Annotated in this window: 10 protein-coding genes; 9 read left to right on the top strand and 1 reads right to left on the bottom strand. The window is 62.5% G+C overall.

The features are described 5' to 3' along the window. The first annotated feature begins 232 nt into the window (after nucleotides 1-232). From OIS53_RS19280 to OIS53_RS19240, 9 genes are all read left to right on the top strand, one after another. Nucleotides 233-2,086, top strand: a complete 1,854-nt coding sequence (locus OIS53_RS19280; protein ID WP_264680212.1) for a cellulase family glycosylhydrolase — start codon at nucleotides 233-235, stop codon at nucleotides 2,084-2,086. Between the two features lie 117 nt (nucleotides 2,087-2,203). Continuing rightward, nucleotides 2,204-4,126 carry a 7TM diverse intracellular signaling domain-containing protein gene (locus OIS53_RS19275; protein WP_264680211.1) on the top strand — a complete coding sequence of 641 codons (1,923 nt, stop codon included), beginning with the start codon at nucleotides 2,204-2,206 and terminating at the stop codon, nucleotides 4,124-4,126. 793 nt (nucleotides 4,127-4,919) lie between these two features. After that, nucleotides 4,920-8,069, top strand: a complete 3,150-nt coding sequence (locus tag OIS53_RS19270) for a SusC/RagA family TonB-linked outer membrane protein (protein ID WP_264680210.1) — start codon at nucleotides 4,920-4,922, stop codon at nucleotides 8,067-8,069. Between the two features lie 96 nt (nucleotides 8,070-8,165). Beyond that, a complete protein-coding gene (locus OIS53_RS19265) occupies nucleotides 8,166-9,656 on the top strand; it encodes a RagB/SusD family nutrient uptake outer membrane protein (RefSeq protein WP_264680209.1) in 1,491 nt (496 codons plus the stop codon). 232 nt (nucleotides 9,657-9,888) lie between these two features. Next, nucleotides 9,889-11,139 (top strand): PKD domain-containing protein, encoded by a 1,251-nt coding sequence (locus OIS53_RS19260; RefSeq protein ID WP_264680208.1) that lies wholly within the window; start codon nucleotides 9,889-9,891, stop codon nucleotides 11,137-11,139. Between the two features lie 42 nt (nucleotides 11,140-11,181). Then, nucleotides 11,182-12,057, top strand: coding sequence for a glycoside hydrolase family 16 protein (locus tag OIS53_RS19255; protein ID WP_264680207.1), 876 nt, complete (start codon nucleotides 11,182-11,184; stop codon nucleotides 12,055-12,057). 184 nt (nucleotides 12,058-12,241) lie between these two features. After that, entirely contained in the window at nucleotides 12,242-14,566 is a 2,325-nt protein-coding gene (gene bglX, locus OIS53_RS19250; protein WP_264680206.1) for a beta-glucosidase BglX, read from the top strand. Between the two features lie 604 nt (nucleotides 14,567-15,170). After that, nucleotides 15,171-16,163, top strand: a complete 993-nt coding sequence (locus tag OIS53_RS19245) for an aldo/keto reductase (protein WP_264680205.1) — start codon at nucleotides 15,171-15,173, stop codon at nucleotides 16,161-16,163. Between the two features lie 128 nt (nucleotides 16,164-16,291). After that, nucleotides 16,292-17,206, top strand: a complete 915-nt coding sequence (locus OIS53_RS19240) for a helix-turn-helix domain-containing protein (protein WP_264680204.1) — start codon at nucleotides 16,292-16,294, stop codon at nucleotides 17,204-17,206. Nucleotides 17,207-17,415: 209 nt separating this feature from the next. Here the strand turns inward: OIS53_RS19240 and OIS53_RS19235 are convergent, their stop codons facing one another. Then, nucleotides 17,416-18,888, bottom strand: coding sequence for a glycoside hydrolase family 30 protein (locus OIS53_RS19235; RefSeq protein ID WP_264680203.1), 1,473 nt, complete (start codon nucleotides 18,886-18,888; stop codon nucleotides 17,416-17,418). Between the last annotated feature and the right edge of the window lie 164 nt (nucleotides 18,889-19,052).

Raw genomic sequence — 19,052 nt, 5'->3', positions numbered from 1 at the left:
GCCCACCTCGCTTGATGCGCGACATCCTGCGGGAGAGGGGTCCAAACATCAGCTTCAAGACGCAAGCTCCAAGCCGCAAGCTTGCTTAAACAGAGCTTACAGCTTGCAGCCTGAAGCTTACAGCTCTAGAACGCACCCCTCTTCCGCAGGGGTGGGGCCAAACGGTACACCGACTTTCTACGCTGCTTTATCTTTTAATTTTCAGGTTATGATGTGCCGAAACCGGCGTGCTATGGGCGCACGCCACCCCTTTTCTACCGGACTGGCCTGGCTGCTCGGGCTGTTGCTGGCGGTGGCTGGTCCGGCTACGGCGCAGCGGCTCGGCCTGCTCCGCGCCAACGGTCCTAGGATAGTAGATGCCGCCGGCCGCGAGGTGGTGCTCCGCGGCTACAACGTGGGCGGCTGGCTGCTCCAGGAAAGCTACATCCTGGGCACCGACACGCTTAACAGCCAGTGGCGCATTCAGCAGGGCCTGCTGCGCACCCTGCCCGAGGCCGAGGTGGAGGACTTCTACCGGCAGTACCGGGCCAATTTCATTACCAAAGCCGACATTGATTTCCTGGCCCGCCAGGGCTTCAACTGTGTGCGCCTGCCCCTGCACTACGACCTGTTTCTGACCCCAACTCAGCGCCGGGCCCGCACCGCCGTGGCCCGCAACCCGCACAACCCGCAGCAGCTGGACGCCTACGTGCAGCAGCTCAGCACCTGGTACGACCAGAACCAGCTGTTCAACCCGGCCCAGCAGCTGGACGGCTTCCGGTTTATCGACGACATGGTGAAGTGGTGCGCCGCCAACAAGCTCTACCTGATTCTGGACCTGCACGCCGCGCCCGGCGGCCAGGGCACCGACCGCAACATCAACGACAACTTCCGGCCCCTGGACCTATGGAAGCGCCGCGACGCCAAGGGCCGCCTCCTCTACCAGGACCTCACGGTGCGGCTGTGGGAGAAGCTGGCCGCCCGCTACCGGCGCGAGGCCACCATTGCCATGTACGACCTCATCAACGAGCCCCACAACCTCAACGCTGCCAATGGTTTATCCAACGACAACCAGGAGTTGAGCGCCTTGTACGCGCGGCTGATTGATGCCGTGCGCGGCCAGCAAGACCGGCACCTGCTGCTGCTGGAAGGCAACGGCTACGGCAACGAGTACACCAACCTGACACCCGACAAGCTAACCGCCCGCGACAAAACCAACCTCGTGTACAACGCCCACCGCTACTGGTGCCCCAACACGGCCGAAGCCGCCGACCCCAACCCCAACCAAATCAACCTGCTAAGCAATCTGGCGGCCTTTCGCGCCCGGTGGCAGGTGCCGGTGTGGGTGGGCGAAACCGGCGAAAACTCCAACGAGTGGTTTACGGCTGCCGTGCAGGGCCTCAACGCCGCGGGCATCGGCTGGTGCCACTGGAACATCAAGCGCGTGGACTCGGGCGCGGGCCTGCTGCGGGTGGCACCTTACGGGAGCATCCTCACCGCCGAAGGCCGGGCGGCGCTGCTGCGCAACGTGCAGTTTGCCAACTGCCAGATTAACCGCGACGTGCTGGCCGCCCTCATCCAGCCCGCCGACGCCCGCACGCCCTTTGCCCCGCTCACTATTCCCGGTACCATCCCGGCCACCGACTACGACCTGGGCCGCGAAGGCGTGACCTACCACGACAGCTACTCGACCCGCACCGACTACCGGGAGCTGAAGCCCACCAACCACGGCGGGGCCTACCGCAACGACGGTGTGGATATCAGCGCCACCACGGAAACCGCCACCGGCTTTGCCGTGGGTGAGCTGGCGGCGGGCGAGTGGCTTACGTACACGGTAACGGTGGCGGCGGCCGGCGCCTACCAGGCCGAGGTGCATGTGCAGCCCGGCCTGGTAGGTGTCGGCCGGCTCACCCTGCGGCTGGGCGACTTACCCCTGGGCACGGCCTCCGTGGCGCCCGGCCCCGACTGGACCACTGTTTCCCTGATTACGCCACCCCTGCCGGCCGGGCAGCACACGCTGCGCCTGCTGGTAGATGAGCCGGTGCGCCACGTATCCCAGCTGCGCTTTGTGCCCACCACGGCCAGTCGCGGCGCGGGTGGGCAGTAAGAGAAGCCCGGCAGGTTTTCGTACTTTAAGGTCGCCATGAAGCTCGTCATCCTCCCACCCCCACCGCGTTGGGCTGCTTGGTTTTCTTTCCTGACGCTAAGCAGCTTGCTGCTGAACTTGCTGCACTGTATTCCCGCCGCTGCCCGCCCCGCCGATACGCTGCGGGTAAGCTCGGCCCTGGAAGAGCTGCCCATACCTTCGGGGTGCTATAGCGTGCTGGAAGACCCCACCGGCCGCCTCACCCTGGCCGATGTGCAGCGCCCGGCCACCGCCCGGCAGTTTGTGCGCGGCGACCAGCGGCCGTCCACCATGGAGCGCGCCGGCGCCGCGTACTGGCTGCGGCTGGTGGTGCACGCCAACGGCTCCCTGAACCAGCACTGGTACCTGGAGCTGTTCGACTCCCACCTCAACGACATTATCTTCTACCCCTCGGCTAGCACCGAGCAGGGCGCCATCCACACCGGCGCCGACCACCGGCTGGCCTCGCGGCGGTTTCCGTACAAAAACTTTTTGTTTCGGCTGCCGCTGGAGCCTAACCGCAGCCACACCTACTACCTGCGGCTCAGCTCTAACTCCAAAACCAGCTTTGTGAGCCGCCTGCGTACCGAGCAGCCCCTGGCCGTGCACTTCCAGACGGAGTATGGCTTGCTGGGCGCGTTTTATGGGGTGCTGCTGATTATGGTAGTGTACAACCTCTGCCTCTACCTCTTCATTGGCGAACAAACCTACCTGCGCTACGTGCTGTACGTGCTCAGCTGCAGCCTGGTGTTCCTGTCCGAAGATGGCCTGGGCTTTCAGTACCTGTGGCCCAACTTCCCGGAGCTGAACCAGCTGATTATTGCCGGCTCGCCCATTTTGCTGCTGCTCACATTCAGCTACTACGCCCGCCAGTTTCTGGATGCCCCGCAGCGCCTGCCCCGCTACGACCCCTGGGTGCGCCGGGTGGTGCTCATCAGCGTGGGCGTGCTGCTGCTGGATACGTGGTGGCTGCACTCAGGCTGGGGGTTTTGGTTTTACTTGCTGCCCTACGGAATGCTGTACTACGCCGCATTTCGGGTGTGGCAGCGGGGCTTCCGGCCGGCCCGGTTCTTTTTGCTGGCTCACGCCCTAGTAGCTACCAGCGTCTGCTTCCTGATTCTGAGGAAGTTAGGGATTCATACCTTCACCAATACCGTTACGGTGTACAGCATGAACGTGGCGTTTGTGGTGGAAGTGGTGGTGCTGTCGTACGCCCTGGGTGAGAAAATCAAGAGCATCCGCGACGCCACCATCCGGGCCCAGGACAAGCTGGTGAAGCAGCTGCGCAAAAAGCACGTGGCCCAGAACATGCTGGTGGAGCAGCTGCGGCAAAACCAGGAGCTGAAAGACCAGCTTAACTCGGAGCTGGAAAGCCTGGTGGCCCAGCGCACCGAGGAGTTGCGCCGGCAGAGCGACACCATTGCCGCCCAAAACCGGGAACTGCTGCAAGCCAACGGCCTGCTAGCCTTGCAGTCGGCGGCCATTGAGAAGCTGAACCTGGAGCTGCAGCGCGACTTGCAGGAAGTGAAAACGGCCCGCGTGCTGTCCAAGGAGGTTGATTTCGGCGAGTTCAGCCAAATCTACCCCGACAAGGACGCCTGCCTCCGATACCTGGCCAACCTGAAGTGGACCGACGGCTACCGCTGCCGCAAGTGCGGCCACGAGAAGTATTGCGACGGGCGCGAGCTGTACTCGCGCCGCTGCACCAAGTGCCGCTACGTGGAGTCGGCTACGGCTTACACGCTGCTGCAAAAGTGTAAGTTCTCCATTATCAAGGCCTTTTACGCCGTGTTTCTGATTTACACGCACAAAGGCAACTACTCGTCCCAGGAACTCTCGCGGGTGCTGGACCTGCGCCAGGGTACCTGCTGGAGCTTCAGCCAGAAGGTGCTGGAAGCCATGCGCCGCCGCCGCCACGCCCCCGATTTCGACGAAAATGAAGGCTGGACCCACGTGCTGCTCGACGCCACCAGCGTAGAGCACGAGGAATCAATGGCCGAGGAATCGTCAGCCCAGGCTTAGCGCAGATTTCTCCCCTAAGGTGTGGAGTAAGAAGCAGTTGGCGTTAGTTAGCTATGAATAAGCCAAGCTGCTGTAGCAACGCGACCTATGGCTCGTATCGGGTTCAGCGAACTGCAACTGAGGTTGTTCCGGACATATCGGATTGTCCTGCTGAGTCCCGCGAAGCATCTCTACAGAGGGTAACTCCAATTGTGCGGACGAAGCAGTAGAGATGCTTCGACTTCGCCTCCGGCTCCGTTCAGCAGGACAGTCCAATTCGTTTGGAACAACTTCTGAAACAGCCCCATTAAGCAGCTTTGATATTTAAGTGAGCATGAGCGTGAAAAAAGTGTAAAAATTTTAGTCTTTACTGTTCTTTTTTTGATTGTTTCTTAGGTGTTGCCTTCTATTCACTTGAATGCCATACCGTACATTTAGGAGCCGTAAGTCTGGTGATGTGCGTGTGCAGTAAGTGTATAGTTGCAGTGTGATGTAAGCTCAAAAACGGCCTTCGAGGCTTTTCTGAGGCGTTTTCGTAGTTGCTTTTCCGAAATAGGGTCGGATATATTTGGGTGTTTTCCTGGCTTCATTGCCCGGCTGTGTTGCTCCCACCTGGTTTGCCTTTCTAGCTCTCGCGCCCTGGTGCAGCTTCCACCGACTGTTCCCACGCCTTCCGGTCGGCTGCTCTGCCTTCCTGCTTCTGTATTGCGCGCGTGCTACGGCTGGCTTCCCGGCCCGGACTTTTACCTGAGCTAGGACCACCGCTGGCCGGTGCCCTAGCTGCTTTTAGTTCCTTCCCAAATTCCCACACTCAATGAAATCACACTTCTACTCCCAGGCACTGCGCCGGGCGTTGTGGCTGGCGGCTTGCGGGCTACCAGCCACGGCGCTGGCAGCACCGGCCCTCGGCGCAGCTCCCACAGCCCGCCCCACCACTCCTGCCGCCGATGTAGCCGTGAGCGGCCGCGTTACCCAGCGCGGCAGCGGCGAACCGCTACCCGGCGTCACCATCATCGTGAAAGGCACCACGCTGGGTACCACCACCGACGCCGACGGCCGCTTCTCGCTGAACGCGCCAGAAAATGCTACGCTCATTATCAGCTACGTGGGCTTTGCCCGCCAGGAAGTACCCATCACGGGCGCCACGAGCAACCTGAACATTACGCTGGCCGAAGACACCCGCGCCCTGAGCGAAGTGGTAGTAGTGGGCTACGGCACCCAGGAGCGCGGCAGCGTAACGGGCGCCGTATCGTCGGTGTCGGCGCGCGACATTGCCACGCAGCCGGTAGCCGATGCTACCCAGGCTTTGCAAGGCCGGGCGGCGGGTGTCACGGTAACGTCCAACGGCGGGGCGCCGGGCGGGGCGGCTGGCACGTCCATTCGGGTGCGCGGCATCACCTCGGCCGGCAACAACAACCCACTGTACGTGGTGGATGGCTTTCCGCTGCCCGAGGGCGGCGAAAACCAGCTGAACGCCATCAGCCCCAACGACATTGAAACCATCGACATTCTGAAGGACGCCTCGGCCACCGCCATCTACGGGGTGCGGGCCGCCAACGGCGTGGTCATCATCACCACCAAGCGGGGCAAGGCCGGGGTTTCCACGCTCAACCTGGACGCCTACCGCGGGGTGCAGCAGGTGTGGCGCAAGCTGGATTTGCTGAACGCCGAGGAGTACGCCGTCATCAACAACGAAGGCCGCTTAGCCGGGGGCGCCCCCATTGTGGTAGACCGCCTGCGCAACCCGCAAGCCCTGGGCGAGGGCACCGACTGGCAGGACGAAGTGTTCCGCCGGGCCGCCATCCAGAACTACTCGCTGTCGGCGACGGGCGGCAACGACAAGGGCCGCTTCGCCCTGTCAGGCAGCTACTTCCAGCAGGACGGCACCATCATCGGCTCTGATTTTGAGCGGTTTACCCTGCGCGCTAACGGCGACTTGCAGGCCAATAACATCCTGAAGCTGGGCAGCAGCATCTCCCTCACTCACCTCTCGGACCGGCAGATTACCTCCAACAGCGGCGAGTACGGCACGGTGCAGCAGATGCTGCGCATGCCGGCCATTATTCCGGTGTTCCGGCCCGATGGCTACTACTATGAGCCCCGCGGCGCCCAGGACAACTTCATCGAGGAAAACCCGCTGGCTTCGGCTACCATCACCAACCAGCGCTTCACCCGCAACCGCGCCCTGACCACGGTGTTTGCGGAGTTGGAACCGGTGAAGGGCCTGCGCTTCCGCACCAACGTGGGCGCCGACTTTATCTTCGACAATTTCCGGGCCTTCCGGCCGGGCGTGCCCGAGCTGCAATTCGACGGCCAGACCTATTCCACGCGCTACACCCAGGCTACGTCGGGCGCCACGGCTACCTCCTCGTACGCGCCGAGCTACCTGATTGAAAACACCCTGACCTTCGACCGGCTCTTTGCCGACCGGCACCAGGTTACGGTGCTGCTGGGGCAGTCGGCTCAGCAGTTCAACTACAGCAATGTGGAGGCCTACCGCACCGGCTTTCTGCGCAACGACTTGCAGGTAATCAACTCCGGCCCCATCAACACCCAACTGGCCAACGCGGGCACTATTAACCCGCCGTCCCGCCTAGCCAGCTACTTCGGGCGCGTCAACTACGAGTTTGCCGGCAAGTACCTGTTCCAGGCCATTGCCCGCTACGACGGCTCCAGCAGCTTCCCGCCCGGCGACAAGTTCGGCTTCTTCCCCGGCGTATCGGCCGGCTGGCGCATTTCGGAGGAAGACTTCATGAAGGATAACCAGCTAATCAGCAACCTGAAGCTGCGCGTGGGCTACGGCAAGGTGGGCAACCCCAACAACGCCGGCCGCTTTGCCTACCTCTACGCCATCAACTCGGGCATTCAGTATCCCTTTGGGGCCAACGGCGGCACCTTGCAGATTGGGGCTGCCCCCACGCGCCAGGCTAACCCCGACCTGCGCTGGGAAACCAACAACCAAACCAACATCGGCATTGACCTGGGCTTCCTGGAAAACCGCTTCGAGGCCACCATTGACCTCTACAACCGCCAGTCGCCCAACCTGATTGCGCCGGTGCCGGTGTCGTTGGTATCGGGCACCTACGAAGCCGTAAACCGCAACGCGGCGTCGGCCTACAACCGCGGCATCGACTTCTCCTTTACCTCGCACAACGTGCGGGGCGCGGGCAGCGGCCTGAGCTGGACGACCACGCTGAATGTGTCGGCGTTTAAGACCGAGCTGGAGTCATTGGGTGTGGGGCAACCCTACGACGGACTGAGCGTGCTGAGCGGCGTGATTGTGCGCTACGATGAAGGCCAGCCCTTCGGCTCCTTCTACGGCTACGTGGCCGATGGCCTGTTTCAGACGCCGGAAGACGTGAAAAACCACGCCACCCAGAACGGAGCCGCCCCCGGCGACATCCGCTTCCGGGACTTGAACAATGACGGGCTTATCAACGCCGCCGACCGCACCTTCATCGGCAACCCCAACCCGGACTTTTTCTACGGCATCAATAACACGCTGACCTGGAAAGGCCTCGACCTGAACGTATTTGTGCAGGGCTCCCAGGGCAACGACATTTACAACCAGAACCGCTACATTCTGGAAAGCCCGCTCTACGGCACCAGCAGCGGCAGCACCCGCGTACTGGGCCGCTGGACCGGCCCCGGCACCAGCAACGACGTGCCCCGCGCCGTGGGCGGCGACAACGCCGACCCCAACCAGAACCTGCGCGTGTCGAGCTACTTTGTGGAGGACGGCTCCTATCTGCGCATCAAAACCCTGACGCTGGGCTACACCCTGCCCTCGGCCTTGCAGGAGCGTATTGCCGCCAAGCAGCTGCGCGTGTACGTAACGGCCCAAAACCTGCTGACGCTGACCAAGTACTCCGGCTACGACCCCGAAGTAGGTGCCCGCGGCGTCGACCTGGGCGTGTACCCGCAGCCGCGCGTGTTCCTGGCCGGCCTTAACATCGGTTTCTAGAGCTACAAGCTGTAAGCTACAAGCTGCAAGCATGGGTACTAAACGCTTGCACTGCAGCACGCTTGCCTTAACACTTACTCCTAACCACCCTAGCATATGTCGACTTTCAATAAATACGCCTGCGGCGCCTGGCTCCTGACGCTGGGTCTGCTGAGCGGGTGCGGCGAGAAGTTTCTGGAGGAGTCTCCCACCGACCAGGTAACCGACGCCAACTTCTACAAAACCGCCACCGACGCCATTCAGGCCACCAACGCCATCTACGGCGAGCTGATTACGCAGGGCCAGTACAACGCCGCCCTCTGGGGCCTGGGCGACATTGCCTCCGACATCTCGACCACCGGCGGCGGGGGCGGCGGCGACGGTATCGAGTACCAGCAGCTCGACTTCTTCAACATTCCGGCTACCAACCTGGTAGCTACCCGCCTGTGGGGCAGCTGCTACGTGGGCATCGGGCGGGCCAACATCGTGCTGCAAAAGGTGCCGGCCATGAGCATCGACCCCGCTATTCAGAAGCGGTGCATTGGTGAGGCGCAGTTTCTGCGGGCCAAGTACTACTTTGACCTGGTGCGGGCCTACGGCGACGTGCCCCTGCTGACCACGCCGCCCGTTACGCTGGCCGACGTGAACGTGCCCCGCACTCCGGCGGCCCAGGTGTACGCCCAGATTGAGAAGGACCTGACCGACGCCATCGGCAACCTGCCGCCTTCTTACAGCGGCGACGACCTGGGCCGGGCCACCAAGTGGTCGGCCACGGGCCTGCTGGCCAAGGTGCACCTCACTCAGAACAAGCTGCCCGAAGCCGCCACGCGGGCCCGCGAGGTGATAAGCAGTAGCGGCAAGTCCTTGTGGGAAAACTACGCCGACAACTTCAAGGTAGCCAATGAGAACGGCAAGGAGTCGTTGTTTGAGGCGCAGTTCTTTTCGGGCCGCAACCAGTGGACCCAAAACGGCCCCGGCTTCAGCGGCAACGAGTTCTTCGGGCCCCGCGGCCAGGGCGCCACGCCCCAGGGCGGCTACGGCTTCAACATTCCAGAGCCTGACTTCGTGGCCGGCTACGAGGCCGGCGACCGGCGCCGCGACGCTACCATCTGGATGCCCGGCGACACCTACCCCGACGGCCGCAAGCAGCCCAGCTCCCTGCCCGGCTCGCCCAACGGCTACGGCTGCAAAAAGTGGTTTGTGGGCAAGACGAACACCAATATCTGGGACTCGGAGCTGAACATTCCGGTGATGCGCCTGGCCGAGGTGTACCTGATTCTGGCCGAAGCCGTGGGCCCCACGCCCGAAGGCCTGGACGCCATCAACCGAGTACGCCGCCGGGCCTTTGGGCTGCCGCTGGGCACGGCTAGCCCCCGCGACCTGGCCGCGGGCATTGGGGCCGCCGCCTTCAAAACGGCCGTGATTCGGGAGCGGAAGTACGAGCTGGCTTTCGAGATGGACCGGTGGTTTGACATGAAGCGCACCGGCGAGCTGCTCACCTCGCCCCAGCTCATTGCCAAAGGCGTGAAGCCCTTCAACATCGTGCTGCCCATTCCGCAGTCGGAGCTGGACGTGAACCCCGGCCTGACCCAGAATCCGGGGTATTAAGTGAATGAGTAAATGAGCGAGTGAGTAAATGAGTGAAGGGAAAGGCCGTCATGCTGAGCCTGTCGAAGCATCTCTACTGGGGGTAACCCCAATCGTGAGGACGAAGCGGGAGAGATGCTTCGGCAAGCTCAGCAGGATGGTCTTCCTATCACCGACTTACTACCTCACTCATTCACTACTCGCTACCTCACCATCCTCCCCTCTCCCACATCATTTCCCACCAGAAATTCCCATGAAAAACATAGTACGCTTAGCCCTGCTGGGCCTGCTGGCAGCGCCATTGCTGACGAGCTGCGAAATAGAAGGCGACGATAATAAGCTGGAAGGCCCGGTGCCGGAGTCCAGCTTCACGTTTCAGGCTAATACCACCGAGTTTCCCACGGTTGTCACGTTCACGAGCACCAGCCAGAACGGGTTCCTGTACCAGTGGAGCTTCGGCGACAACACCCGCGGCTCGGGTAGCACGGTGCAGCACACCTACAACCGGCCCGGCACCTACCAGGTGGAGCTGATTACGGCCGGCCGCGGCGGCACGGGCATCTCGGCCAAGCAAGCCGTGACCATTCCCGACGCCTGCGCCAACACCACCTTCAGCAAGCTGGTGGACTGCGCCGGCAGCGGCACCCGCGTGTGGGCTTTCTCCAACGAACCCGGCGCCATTGTGCGCGAAACGGCCGGCGGCACGCTCATTTCCTCATCGGGGGCCCTGCAAAACTGCCAGCTCGACGACCAGTTCTCGCTAAGCAACGGCTTCACCGTCAACTACGAAAGTGGCGGGCAGACCTTCCAGAACGGCACCTGCGGCACGTCGCGCAACCACAGCGGCTCCTTCGTGTTCCGGCCCAACGGCGGCAGTCCGCAGCTGGTACTCAAGGGCAAAGGTGCCTTCATCGGCCTGCCCGACTCGGTGGCTAATAAAACCTACGACATCCTGGAGGCCACCGACACCAAGCTGCGCCTGCGCGGCACCAACCCCGACGGCACCCGCACCATTGTGACGCTAGCTCCCTACGATGCCACGGCCCCCATCAAGCGCCTGCTCACCGGCGGCTCAACGCGCACCTGGAAGCTCGACAACACCGCCGATGCGCCCATCATTGTGGGCACCGAGGCCGCGCCGTCGTCTTACTTTGCCGGGGTGGCGGCGGGCGCCCTGCCCACCTGCCAGTCGGATGATGAGTACACCTTCACCATGGCCAACGTGTACACCTACGACGCCAAGGCCGAAACCTTCTCCGCCAACGGCTTCTCCTGCCAGGCCCCGCAGTCGGGCTCCTCGCCCTTCGTGTTTGGGCCGGCGGCCGGGGCCGGGCTGGCGCAGTTCACGCTCACGCGGGCCGGCGCCTTCCTGGGCACCACCGACGCCTCCCCGACCGAGCGGGTGTACCGCATTCTGAGCATCGACAACCAGAAGATGACCCTGCGCTCCGGCAGCGGCCAGAACGGCGGTACGGTGTTCACGTTCAAGCTGGTAGTGAAGTAACCGGTGGAAAACCGTCCTCAACTTTTGACCTGCCTGCGCTTTATGAAAACTGTATCCGCGTTTCGACGGCACCCCGCCTGGTGGAAAAGTGGCCTGCTGGCACTAAGCCTGCTCTCGTGCACCGAGAAATCAAAATCCAGTGCGCCCACTCCCCTGCCGCCCACACCTACCCCGCCGGCCGTGAATGAGGAGCCGCGCGACTTCAACCAGTACACCGAGCTGCGGTGGAGCGACGAATTCGACGGGGGCACCCTCGACCAAACCAAGTGGACCTACGAGCAGGGCGGCGGCGGCTGGGGCAACAACGAGTTGCAGAACTACACCAACCTGCCCGACAACGCGTTTCTGAGCGGGGGTAACCTCGTCATTCAGGCCCGCCGCCAGCAATCCGGCAACAACGCCTACACCTCAGCGCGCCTGATTACCAAAGGCAAGCAGAGCTTCCGCTACGGCCGCATCGACGTGCGGGCCAAGGTGCCCAAGGGCAAGGGCGTGTGGCCGGCCATCTGGATGCTGGGCGCCGACATCGACCAGAATAACTGGCCCAAGTGTGGCGAAATCGACATTATGGAGCTGCGCGGCAGCCGCCCCAAGGAGTTGATTTCGACCATGCACTTCGGCAACAGCACCGCCGACCACCGCTACAAGGGCACCACCAAGGTGCTGACCGACGACCTGTCCGACGACTTCCACGTGTTTACAGTGGTGCGCAGCAAGGACTTGCTCCGCTTCTACCTCGACGGCCAGCAGTACTACACCTTCACCGGCGCCGACGCCAGCCCTTTCCCGTTCAACAACCCGTTTTTCGTGATTCTGAACGTGGCCGTGGGCGGCAACTTCGACGGCAACCCCGACGCCTCCACCGTCTTCCCCCAGCAGATGCAGGTAGACTACGTGCGGCACTACGAGTACAAGTAAGCCGGACCTCACTCCCTCTCCGTTGCCTCACCCCCTAGCCCCCTCTCCAAAAGAGAGGGGAACTAGTTCTAGTGCTAGATAATACTAGTTCTAGTGAGCTAGAAACTAGTCCCCTTCTCTGAAGGAGAGGGGGCTAGGGGGTGAGGCAACGGAGAGGGGGATAAGGTTCTCCACCCACCACCGAATGAAACGATTCTTCCGCACTGCTTTGCTGCTGGCGCTGGGCCTGCCACTACAAGCCCAACAGGCAGCCTCGCCTCCGCGTACCACCATTGCCTCCGCCGCCGACGATCCGAAGATGACCGGCTTCATTAGTGCCCTGATGCAGAAGATGACGCTGGAGGAGAAAATCGGGCAGCTGAACCTGATAACCGTGGGCTTTGACGTAACCGGGCCGGTAATCAGCAAGGACGTGGACGCCAACATCCGGCGCGGCGCGGTGGGCGCGGTGCTGAACACGTTCACGCCCACGGCGGCCCGCAAGCTCCAGGAAATGGCCGTGAAAGAAACGCGCCTGCACATCCCGCTGCTGTTCGGCTACGACGTTATCCACGGGCACCGCACCATCTTCCCCATTGCCTTGGGCATGGCGGCCAGCTGGGACCTGGCCGCCGTGGAGCGCAGTGCCCGCGTGGCCGCCGAAGAAGCCGCCGCCGACGGCATCAACTGGGTGTACTCGCCTATGGTCGACATTGCCCGCGACCCGCGCTGGGGCCGCATCTCGGAAGGAGCCGGCGAAGACCCTTTTCTTGGCTCTCAGATTGCGCGGGCCATGGTGCGCGGCTACCAGGGCCCCACCAACGACCTGAGCCGCAGTAACGCGGTGATGGCCTGCGTGAAGCACTTTGCCCTCTACGGCGCCGCCGAAGCCGGCCGCGACTACAACACCACCGACATGAGCCTGCCGCGCATGTACAACGAGTACCTGCCGCCCTACAAAGCCGCTCTCGACGCCGGGGCCGGCTCCGTGATGTCGTCGTTCAACGACATCAATGGCGTGCCGGCTACCGGCAATAAGTGGCTGATGACGGACTTACTGCGCCAGCAGTGGGGCTTCCGCGGCTTCGTGGTGACGGACTACACCTCCATCAACGAAATGACCAACCACGGCCTGGGCAACGACGCGCAAACCTCGGCCCTGGCCCTGAACGCGGGCATCGACCAGGACATGGTGGGCGAGGTATTCCTGAGAAACCTGGCCCAAAACCTGAAGGAAGGCACCGTAAAACAGGAGCAGATTGACCAGGCCTGCCGCCGCGTGCTGGAAGCCAAGTACAAGCTGGGCCTGTTTCAGGACCCCTACCGCGGCGTCACCGAGAAGCGGGCCAAGGCCACGCTGATGAAGAAAGAGTATCTGGACGCCGCCCGCGACGTGGCCCGCAAGAGCATGGTGCTGCTCAAGAACCGCAACAGCACCTTGCCCCTGCGCAAAACCGGCACCCTGGCCCTGGTGGGCCCCCTGGCCAACCGCCAGCACGACGTGTTGGGCTCCTGGAGCGCCGCCGGCGACTGGAAGCAGGCCGTGTCGGTGGAGCAGGGCATCCGGCAGGCGGCCGGCAGCGCGGTGAAAGTGCTAACTGCCCGCGGCGTTAATCTCACCGACGACGCCCAGCTCATTGCCCGCCTCAACGCCCACGGCGGCGCCCTCGACATCGACCCGCGCCCCGCCGCGGCCCAAATCGAGGAGGCCGTGCAGGTGGCCCGCCAGGCGGATGTGGTGGTGGCCGTGGTGGGCGAGGCCCAGGGCATGTCGGGGGAGGCGGCCAGCCGCGCCGACCTGGGGCTTCCCGGCCAGCAGCTGGCCCTGCTCAAGGCCCTGAAGCAAACCGGCAAGCCCCTGGTGGTAGTGCTGATGAGCGGCCGCCCGCTGACGCTGACCTGGGAAGACGAAAACGCCGACGCCCTGCTGGAAACGTGGTTTGCGGGCACCCAGGCCGGCCACGCCATTGCCGACGTGCTGTTTGGCCTCTACAACCCCTCGGGCAAGCTTACGGCCACGTTTCCGCGGTCGGTGGGCCAGATTCCGCTGTATTACAACCACAAAAACACCGGCCGGCCCTACCTGGGCGTGCAGCTCGAAAAGTACAAGTCGCGCTACCTCGATGAGGTCAACGACCCGCTGTACCCGTTCGGCTACGGGCTCAGCTACACCACCTTCCAGTACGGCAAGCCCCAGCTGAGCACCACCACGCTTGGCCCCACCGGCGCCCTGGAAGTGCGCGTTACCGTGCAAAACACCGGCAGCTACGACGGCGAAGAAGTGGCTCAGCTCTACATCCGCGACGTGGTGGGCTCCATCTCGCGGCCCGTGCAGGAGCTGAAGGGGTTCCAGAAAGTCTTTTTGAAGAAGGGCGAGAGCCGCACACTCACCTTCCGCCTCACGCCCGACGACCTGAAGTTCTACAACCAGGACTTGCAGTTCGTGGCCGAGCCGGGCGAGTTTCAGGTGATGGTGGGCGGCAACTCCCGCGACGTGCAGATGACCACCTTCACACTGGCCGCGCAGTAGCGGCCCAGACCGTACCCGCGCCTGTTGTGGGACTCGCGCGGGGACTTCCGGGGACTGACTTGCTAGTTAGGGGGCAGGTCGGTACCCGGAAGTCATGTTTTTGGAGAGTTAGCCAACAGAGGCGGAAGCTGTCTAGGAAGTCGCCTGACCGTCCTGCTTCATCTGGCGTCCGCGCAGTCGAAGCATCTGGCGTGCTAAGGTTGCCACACCTATTGTCATGCTTCATCTGGCGTCCGCGCAGCCGGAGGCGGAGTCAAAGCATCTCTACCGCTGGCTAACTCAATCGTTCAACGAAGCAGTAGAAATGCTTCGACTCCGCCTCCGGCTGCGCGGACGCCAGATGAAGCAGGACGGTCTAGCAACCTTTGCAAGGCATAAAGATTTATAATTATATGAAGCACATAGAGTCGCCCGCGGAAGTATCTACATACCCTGTTCACCGGTTAGTAAACCGCTCTGGATAGGGCGTGGCTGCCTGGACTTTACAGCGGCGCGGCCAGTGTTTTGTGTTGCAGAAGCTGCGGTTTGTATAGCGACTAGGGAGGGTAAGCTCGGGACCTTTGGGAAACATATTCTTCACCCTTATTCCCTCTCACCTCCGCGTATGAGCATCCTCAACAAAGTACCGCTGGGCAGCCAAGGCCTGGAAGTATCCATCGAAGGCCTGGGCTGCATGGGCATGACGGGCTTCCCCGGCGGCAGCGTGTACGGCCAAGCCGACGCCGCCGAAAGCATAGCCACCATTCACCGCGCCCTGGAGCTGGGCGTGACCCTGCTCGACACGGCCGACATCTACGGCCCCTTCGACAACGAGCGGCTGGTAGGCCAGGCCGTGGCCGGCAAGCGTGGGCAGGTCATTTTGGCCACCAAGTTTGGGTTTGAGATTGATGACCAGGGCGCCCTCACCTGGCAGCGCAACGGCCAGCCGGCGTACGTGCGCAAGTCGGTGGAACGCTCCCTGCGCCACTTAGGCACGGAGTACATCGACCTCTACTACCTGCACCGCCTCGACCCCAACATCCCCATCGAGGAGACGGTAGGCGCCATGAGCCGGCTGGTGGAAGAAGGCAAAGTGCGCTACCTGGGCCTGAGCGAAGTGCCAGCCGACATCCTGCGTCGCGCCCACCACGTGCACCCCATCACGGCGCTCCAAACCGAGTATTCGCTGTTTGACCGGGGCGTGGAAGAAAACGGCGTGCTCGAAGCTGCGCGTGAGCTGGGTATCGGCTTCGTGGGCTACTCGCCGCTGGGCCGGGGCTTTTTGTCGGGTGAAATCAAGACGCCCGACGACTTCGCAGCCGACGACTCGCGTCGTAATTTTCCCCGCTACCAGGGCGAAAACTTCTATAAAAACCTGGCACTGGTGGAAAAGCTGCAAGCAGTGGCACAGGCCAAAGGCGTCACGCCGGCCCAGCTGGCACTGGCCTGGGTGCTGGCCCAGGGTGTGGTGGCTATACCAGGCACCAAGCGCCGCCAGTACCTGGAGCAAAACGTGGCCGCCGCCAGCCTGGTACTAAGCCCAGCGGAACGGGCCGAGCTGGAAGCCGCTATGCCGGTGGGCAGCGCGGCCGGCGCGGCGTATCCGGCAGGTCTGTAGGCTGTTGCAGCAGTCGGTGCTAGCCGCCGCAGCAAAGCGAAGGAAGCCGACACTCATCACTCCTTCCTTTTTCACTCCGTGGATACTCTTCTCCGAGAAGCTACCGCAGCCAACTCAGCTGTACTGCAATGAAACAGCCCGCCAAAGATTTCCACTTGCTGAACACGGTAACTGATTATACGCGGTTTGTCGGGCTACCCCCGCCGACGCATCCGCTGCTCACAGTTATTGATTTGGCCCTGACCCGCACCACCCCGCGGCCACTTACGCCGGTGGTGCAGCAGCTCTATACCATCTGGCTTAAAAAAGACTTTAAAGGGCGTATCCATTACGGACACCAAGCTTACGACTTTAACGAAGGCGTATTAGGCTTTCTGGCGCCCGGACAAGTCTTTGCGGTGGATGCGACACTGGATGTTTCCAGACTGGAAGGCTGGATGCTGGTCTTTAGCCCCGAGCTGCTGCGAAAGTATCCGTTGGGCAAGAAGATAGCCGGCTATGGCTTCTTCTCCTACGCTGTGCACGAGGCGTTGCACCTGTCGGCCCAAGAGGAAAGCACGCTCAACGGCCTGCTGCACAGCATCCGAAACGAGTACGAGCGGCCCATCGACGCCTTCAGCCAGGACGTGCTGGTGGCGCAGCTGGACGTGCTGCTCACCCACGCCAACCGCTTCTACCACCGCCAGTTCCTGACCCGGCGCACCGTGGAGCACGATTTACTAACCCGTTTCGAGGCGCTGCTGACGGCCTACTTCGCCCAGCACCACGAGCAGCCGCTGCCCACAGTGCAGCACTTCGCCGACGCCCTGCACGTGTCGCCGGCTTACCTGAGCGACATGCTGCGCACGCTCACGGGCCAGACCACCCAGCAGCACATTCACAACGCCCTGATTGAGCAGGCAAAGCGGCTCCTGCTCACCACCTCGCTCACCATCAGCGAAACGGCCTTTCGCCTGGGGTTCGAGTACCCACAGTATTTCAGCCGTCTGTTTAAAAGCAAAACCGGCCTGACGCCGGCGGCCTTTCGGTTTTCGGCGCAGTAATGGTGCCGCGCAGTTGTCGTTTTTTCCCGCTCGGTTGAACGGCTACTGTTATAGAGGAGGCCAAAGAATGTAACGCGAAGTTGTACTTCGCGAGGCGTCAGGGTCGTGTGGCTGATAGTTCAATCAGTGACTTCCTGACGCTTCGCGAAGTGGAACTTCGCGTTACATTCTTTGGCGGAGCAGTTCCGGCGGGCGCGTGCAACGCGCCCCTACTTTACTACCAGCGTCATAATCGAGTGGGGGCGGCTGGTGGCGGGAGCAGCCTGGCCGCGAATCCAGAGCTGGAAGGGCTGCTCTTTGTCGGTACGGTTCATCACGACCACGGCCACGGTGCCGTCGGGGTTGCGGAAGGCGGTGGTTTCGAGCACGTCGCGGCTGCTGGCGGTGGCAATGCGCCGGGCGCCGGGCCGGATGAACTTCGAGAAGTGGCCGATGTAGTGGTAGGCGTTAGTGTAGATGAGCTTGCCGGCCTTGGTGTCGCCGATGATGGGGGCGTAGCAGAAATTGCCGACGTGGTTGGGGCCGCCGGTTTCGTTCAGGAGCACGTTCCAGTCGGTCCAGGCCACGGTGCCGGCGTTGAAGTCGTTAATCATCGAGTGGCCGTACCGCTCGCCCAGCTTCCAGTCGTTCACGTTGTCCAGCTTGAAGTTCTCGACGCAGCCTTCCGTAAAAATCAGGTTTTTGTCGGGGTAGGTTTCGTGCACGCGGCGCAGGTTGTCGAACTGCATGGCGCTGCCGGTCCAGGTTTCGTACCAGTGGTAGCCCAGGCCCCAGTAATACTTGCTGGCCTCGGGGTCGTCGAAGAGCGTGGCGGCTCGCTGGTAGAGCAGGTCACGGTTATGGTCCCACCCGATGAGCTTCTTGTCGCCCAGGCCTGCCTTTTTCAGCGTGGGGCCCAGGTAGCCTTTCACGAAGTCGCGCTCCTCCTCAGCCGTGAAAATGCAGGACTCCCACCGCTGCTTGGCCATGGGCTCGTTTTGCACCGTGAGGCCCCACATGGGAATGCCTTGCCGCTCGTACTCCCGGATAAACTTCACGAAGTAGTTGGCCCAGGCCTGGCGGAATTCGGGCCGCAGCTTGCCGCCTTGCAGCATGCTGTTATTGTCTTTCATCCAGGCCGGCGGGCTCCACGGGCTTACGTACATGGTCAGCCGGCCCCCGGCGGCAGCCTGGGCCTGCTTGATAAACGGAATCCGAAACTGCTCGTCGTGCTTCACGCTGAAACTCTTCAGCTCCTTGTCGTTATCGGCCACGTAGGTGTAGGAGCCGCTGCTGAAGTCGGAGGAGTGAATGGTGGTGCGGGCCAGCGTGTAGCCGATGCCTTGGCTGGGGCTGTAGTAGGCCTGCAGAAACTCCTGCTGCTGGGCTTTGGGTAGTCGGGCAAACGTTTCGGCCGCGGCATCGGTCATGGCCCCACCAATGCCGAGCAGGGTCTGAAACTGGTGCGCAGGGTCCACAAACACGGTGGGCTGGGTTTCCAGGGGCTGGGGCTGCGCCTGAAACGTGAGCTTGTCGGCGGCGGCCAGGCGCAACTCGGTGCCGGCGGCCGTGGTGTACACCTGCACCTGCCGGCCCGCCGCCGAATAAGGGGCCGCACTGGCAGGCTTAGGGGCGGGCTGTTGCGCCGCAGCACTCAGGCCAAGGATGGTCAGAGAAAGAACGGAGAGAGTTCTGGAAGGCATTGAAAAAGAAAATGAAGTAAACCGATGCAGCGACGCGTATTCGCGCTTCGTCATCCGCGCCGTTCGGGCAGGTAGCCGTTCAGGCCGTGTCGTTTAGCAGGCACACGCGAAGGGCCGCGTCTCTACATCCGTTCTTCCCTTCACCCTTGCGGCCCGGAAAAAGG

The sequence above is a fragment of the Hymenobacter sp. YIM 151500-1 genome (assembly GCF_025979885.1).
GTDB lineage: Bacteria > Bacteroidota > Bacteroidia > Cytophagales > Hymenobacteraceae > Hymenobacter.
The sequence above is the reverse complement of the archived record's forward strand: the minus strand, read 5'-3'. Positions and strand labels throughout refer to the sequence as shown.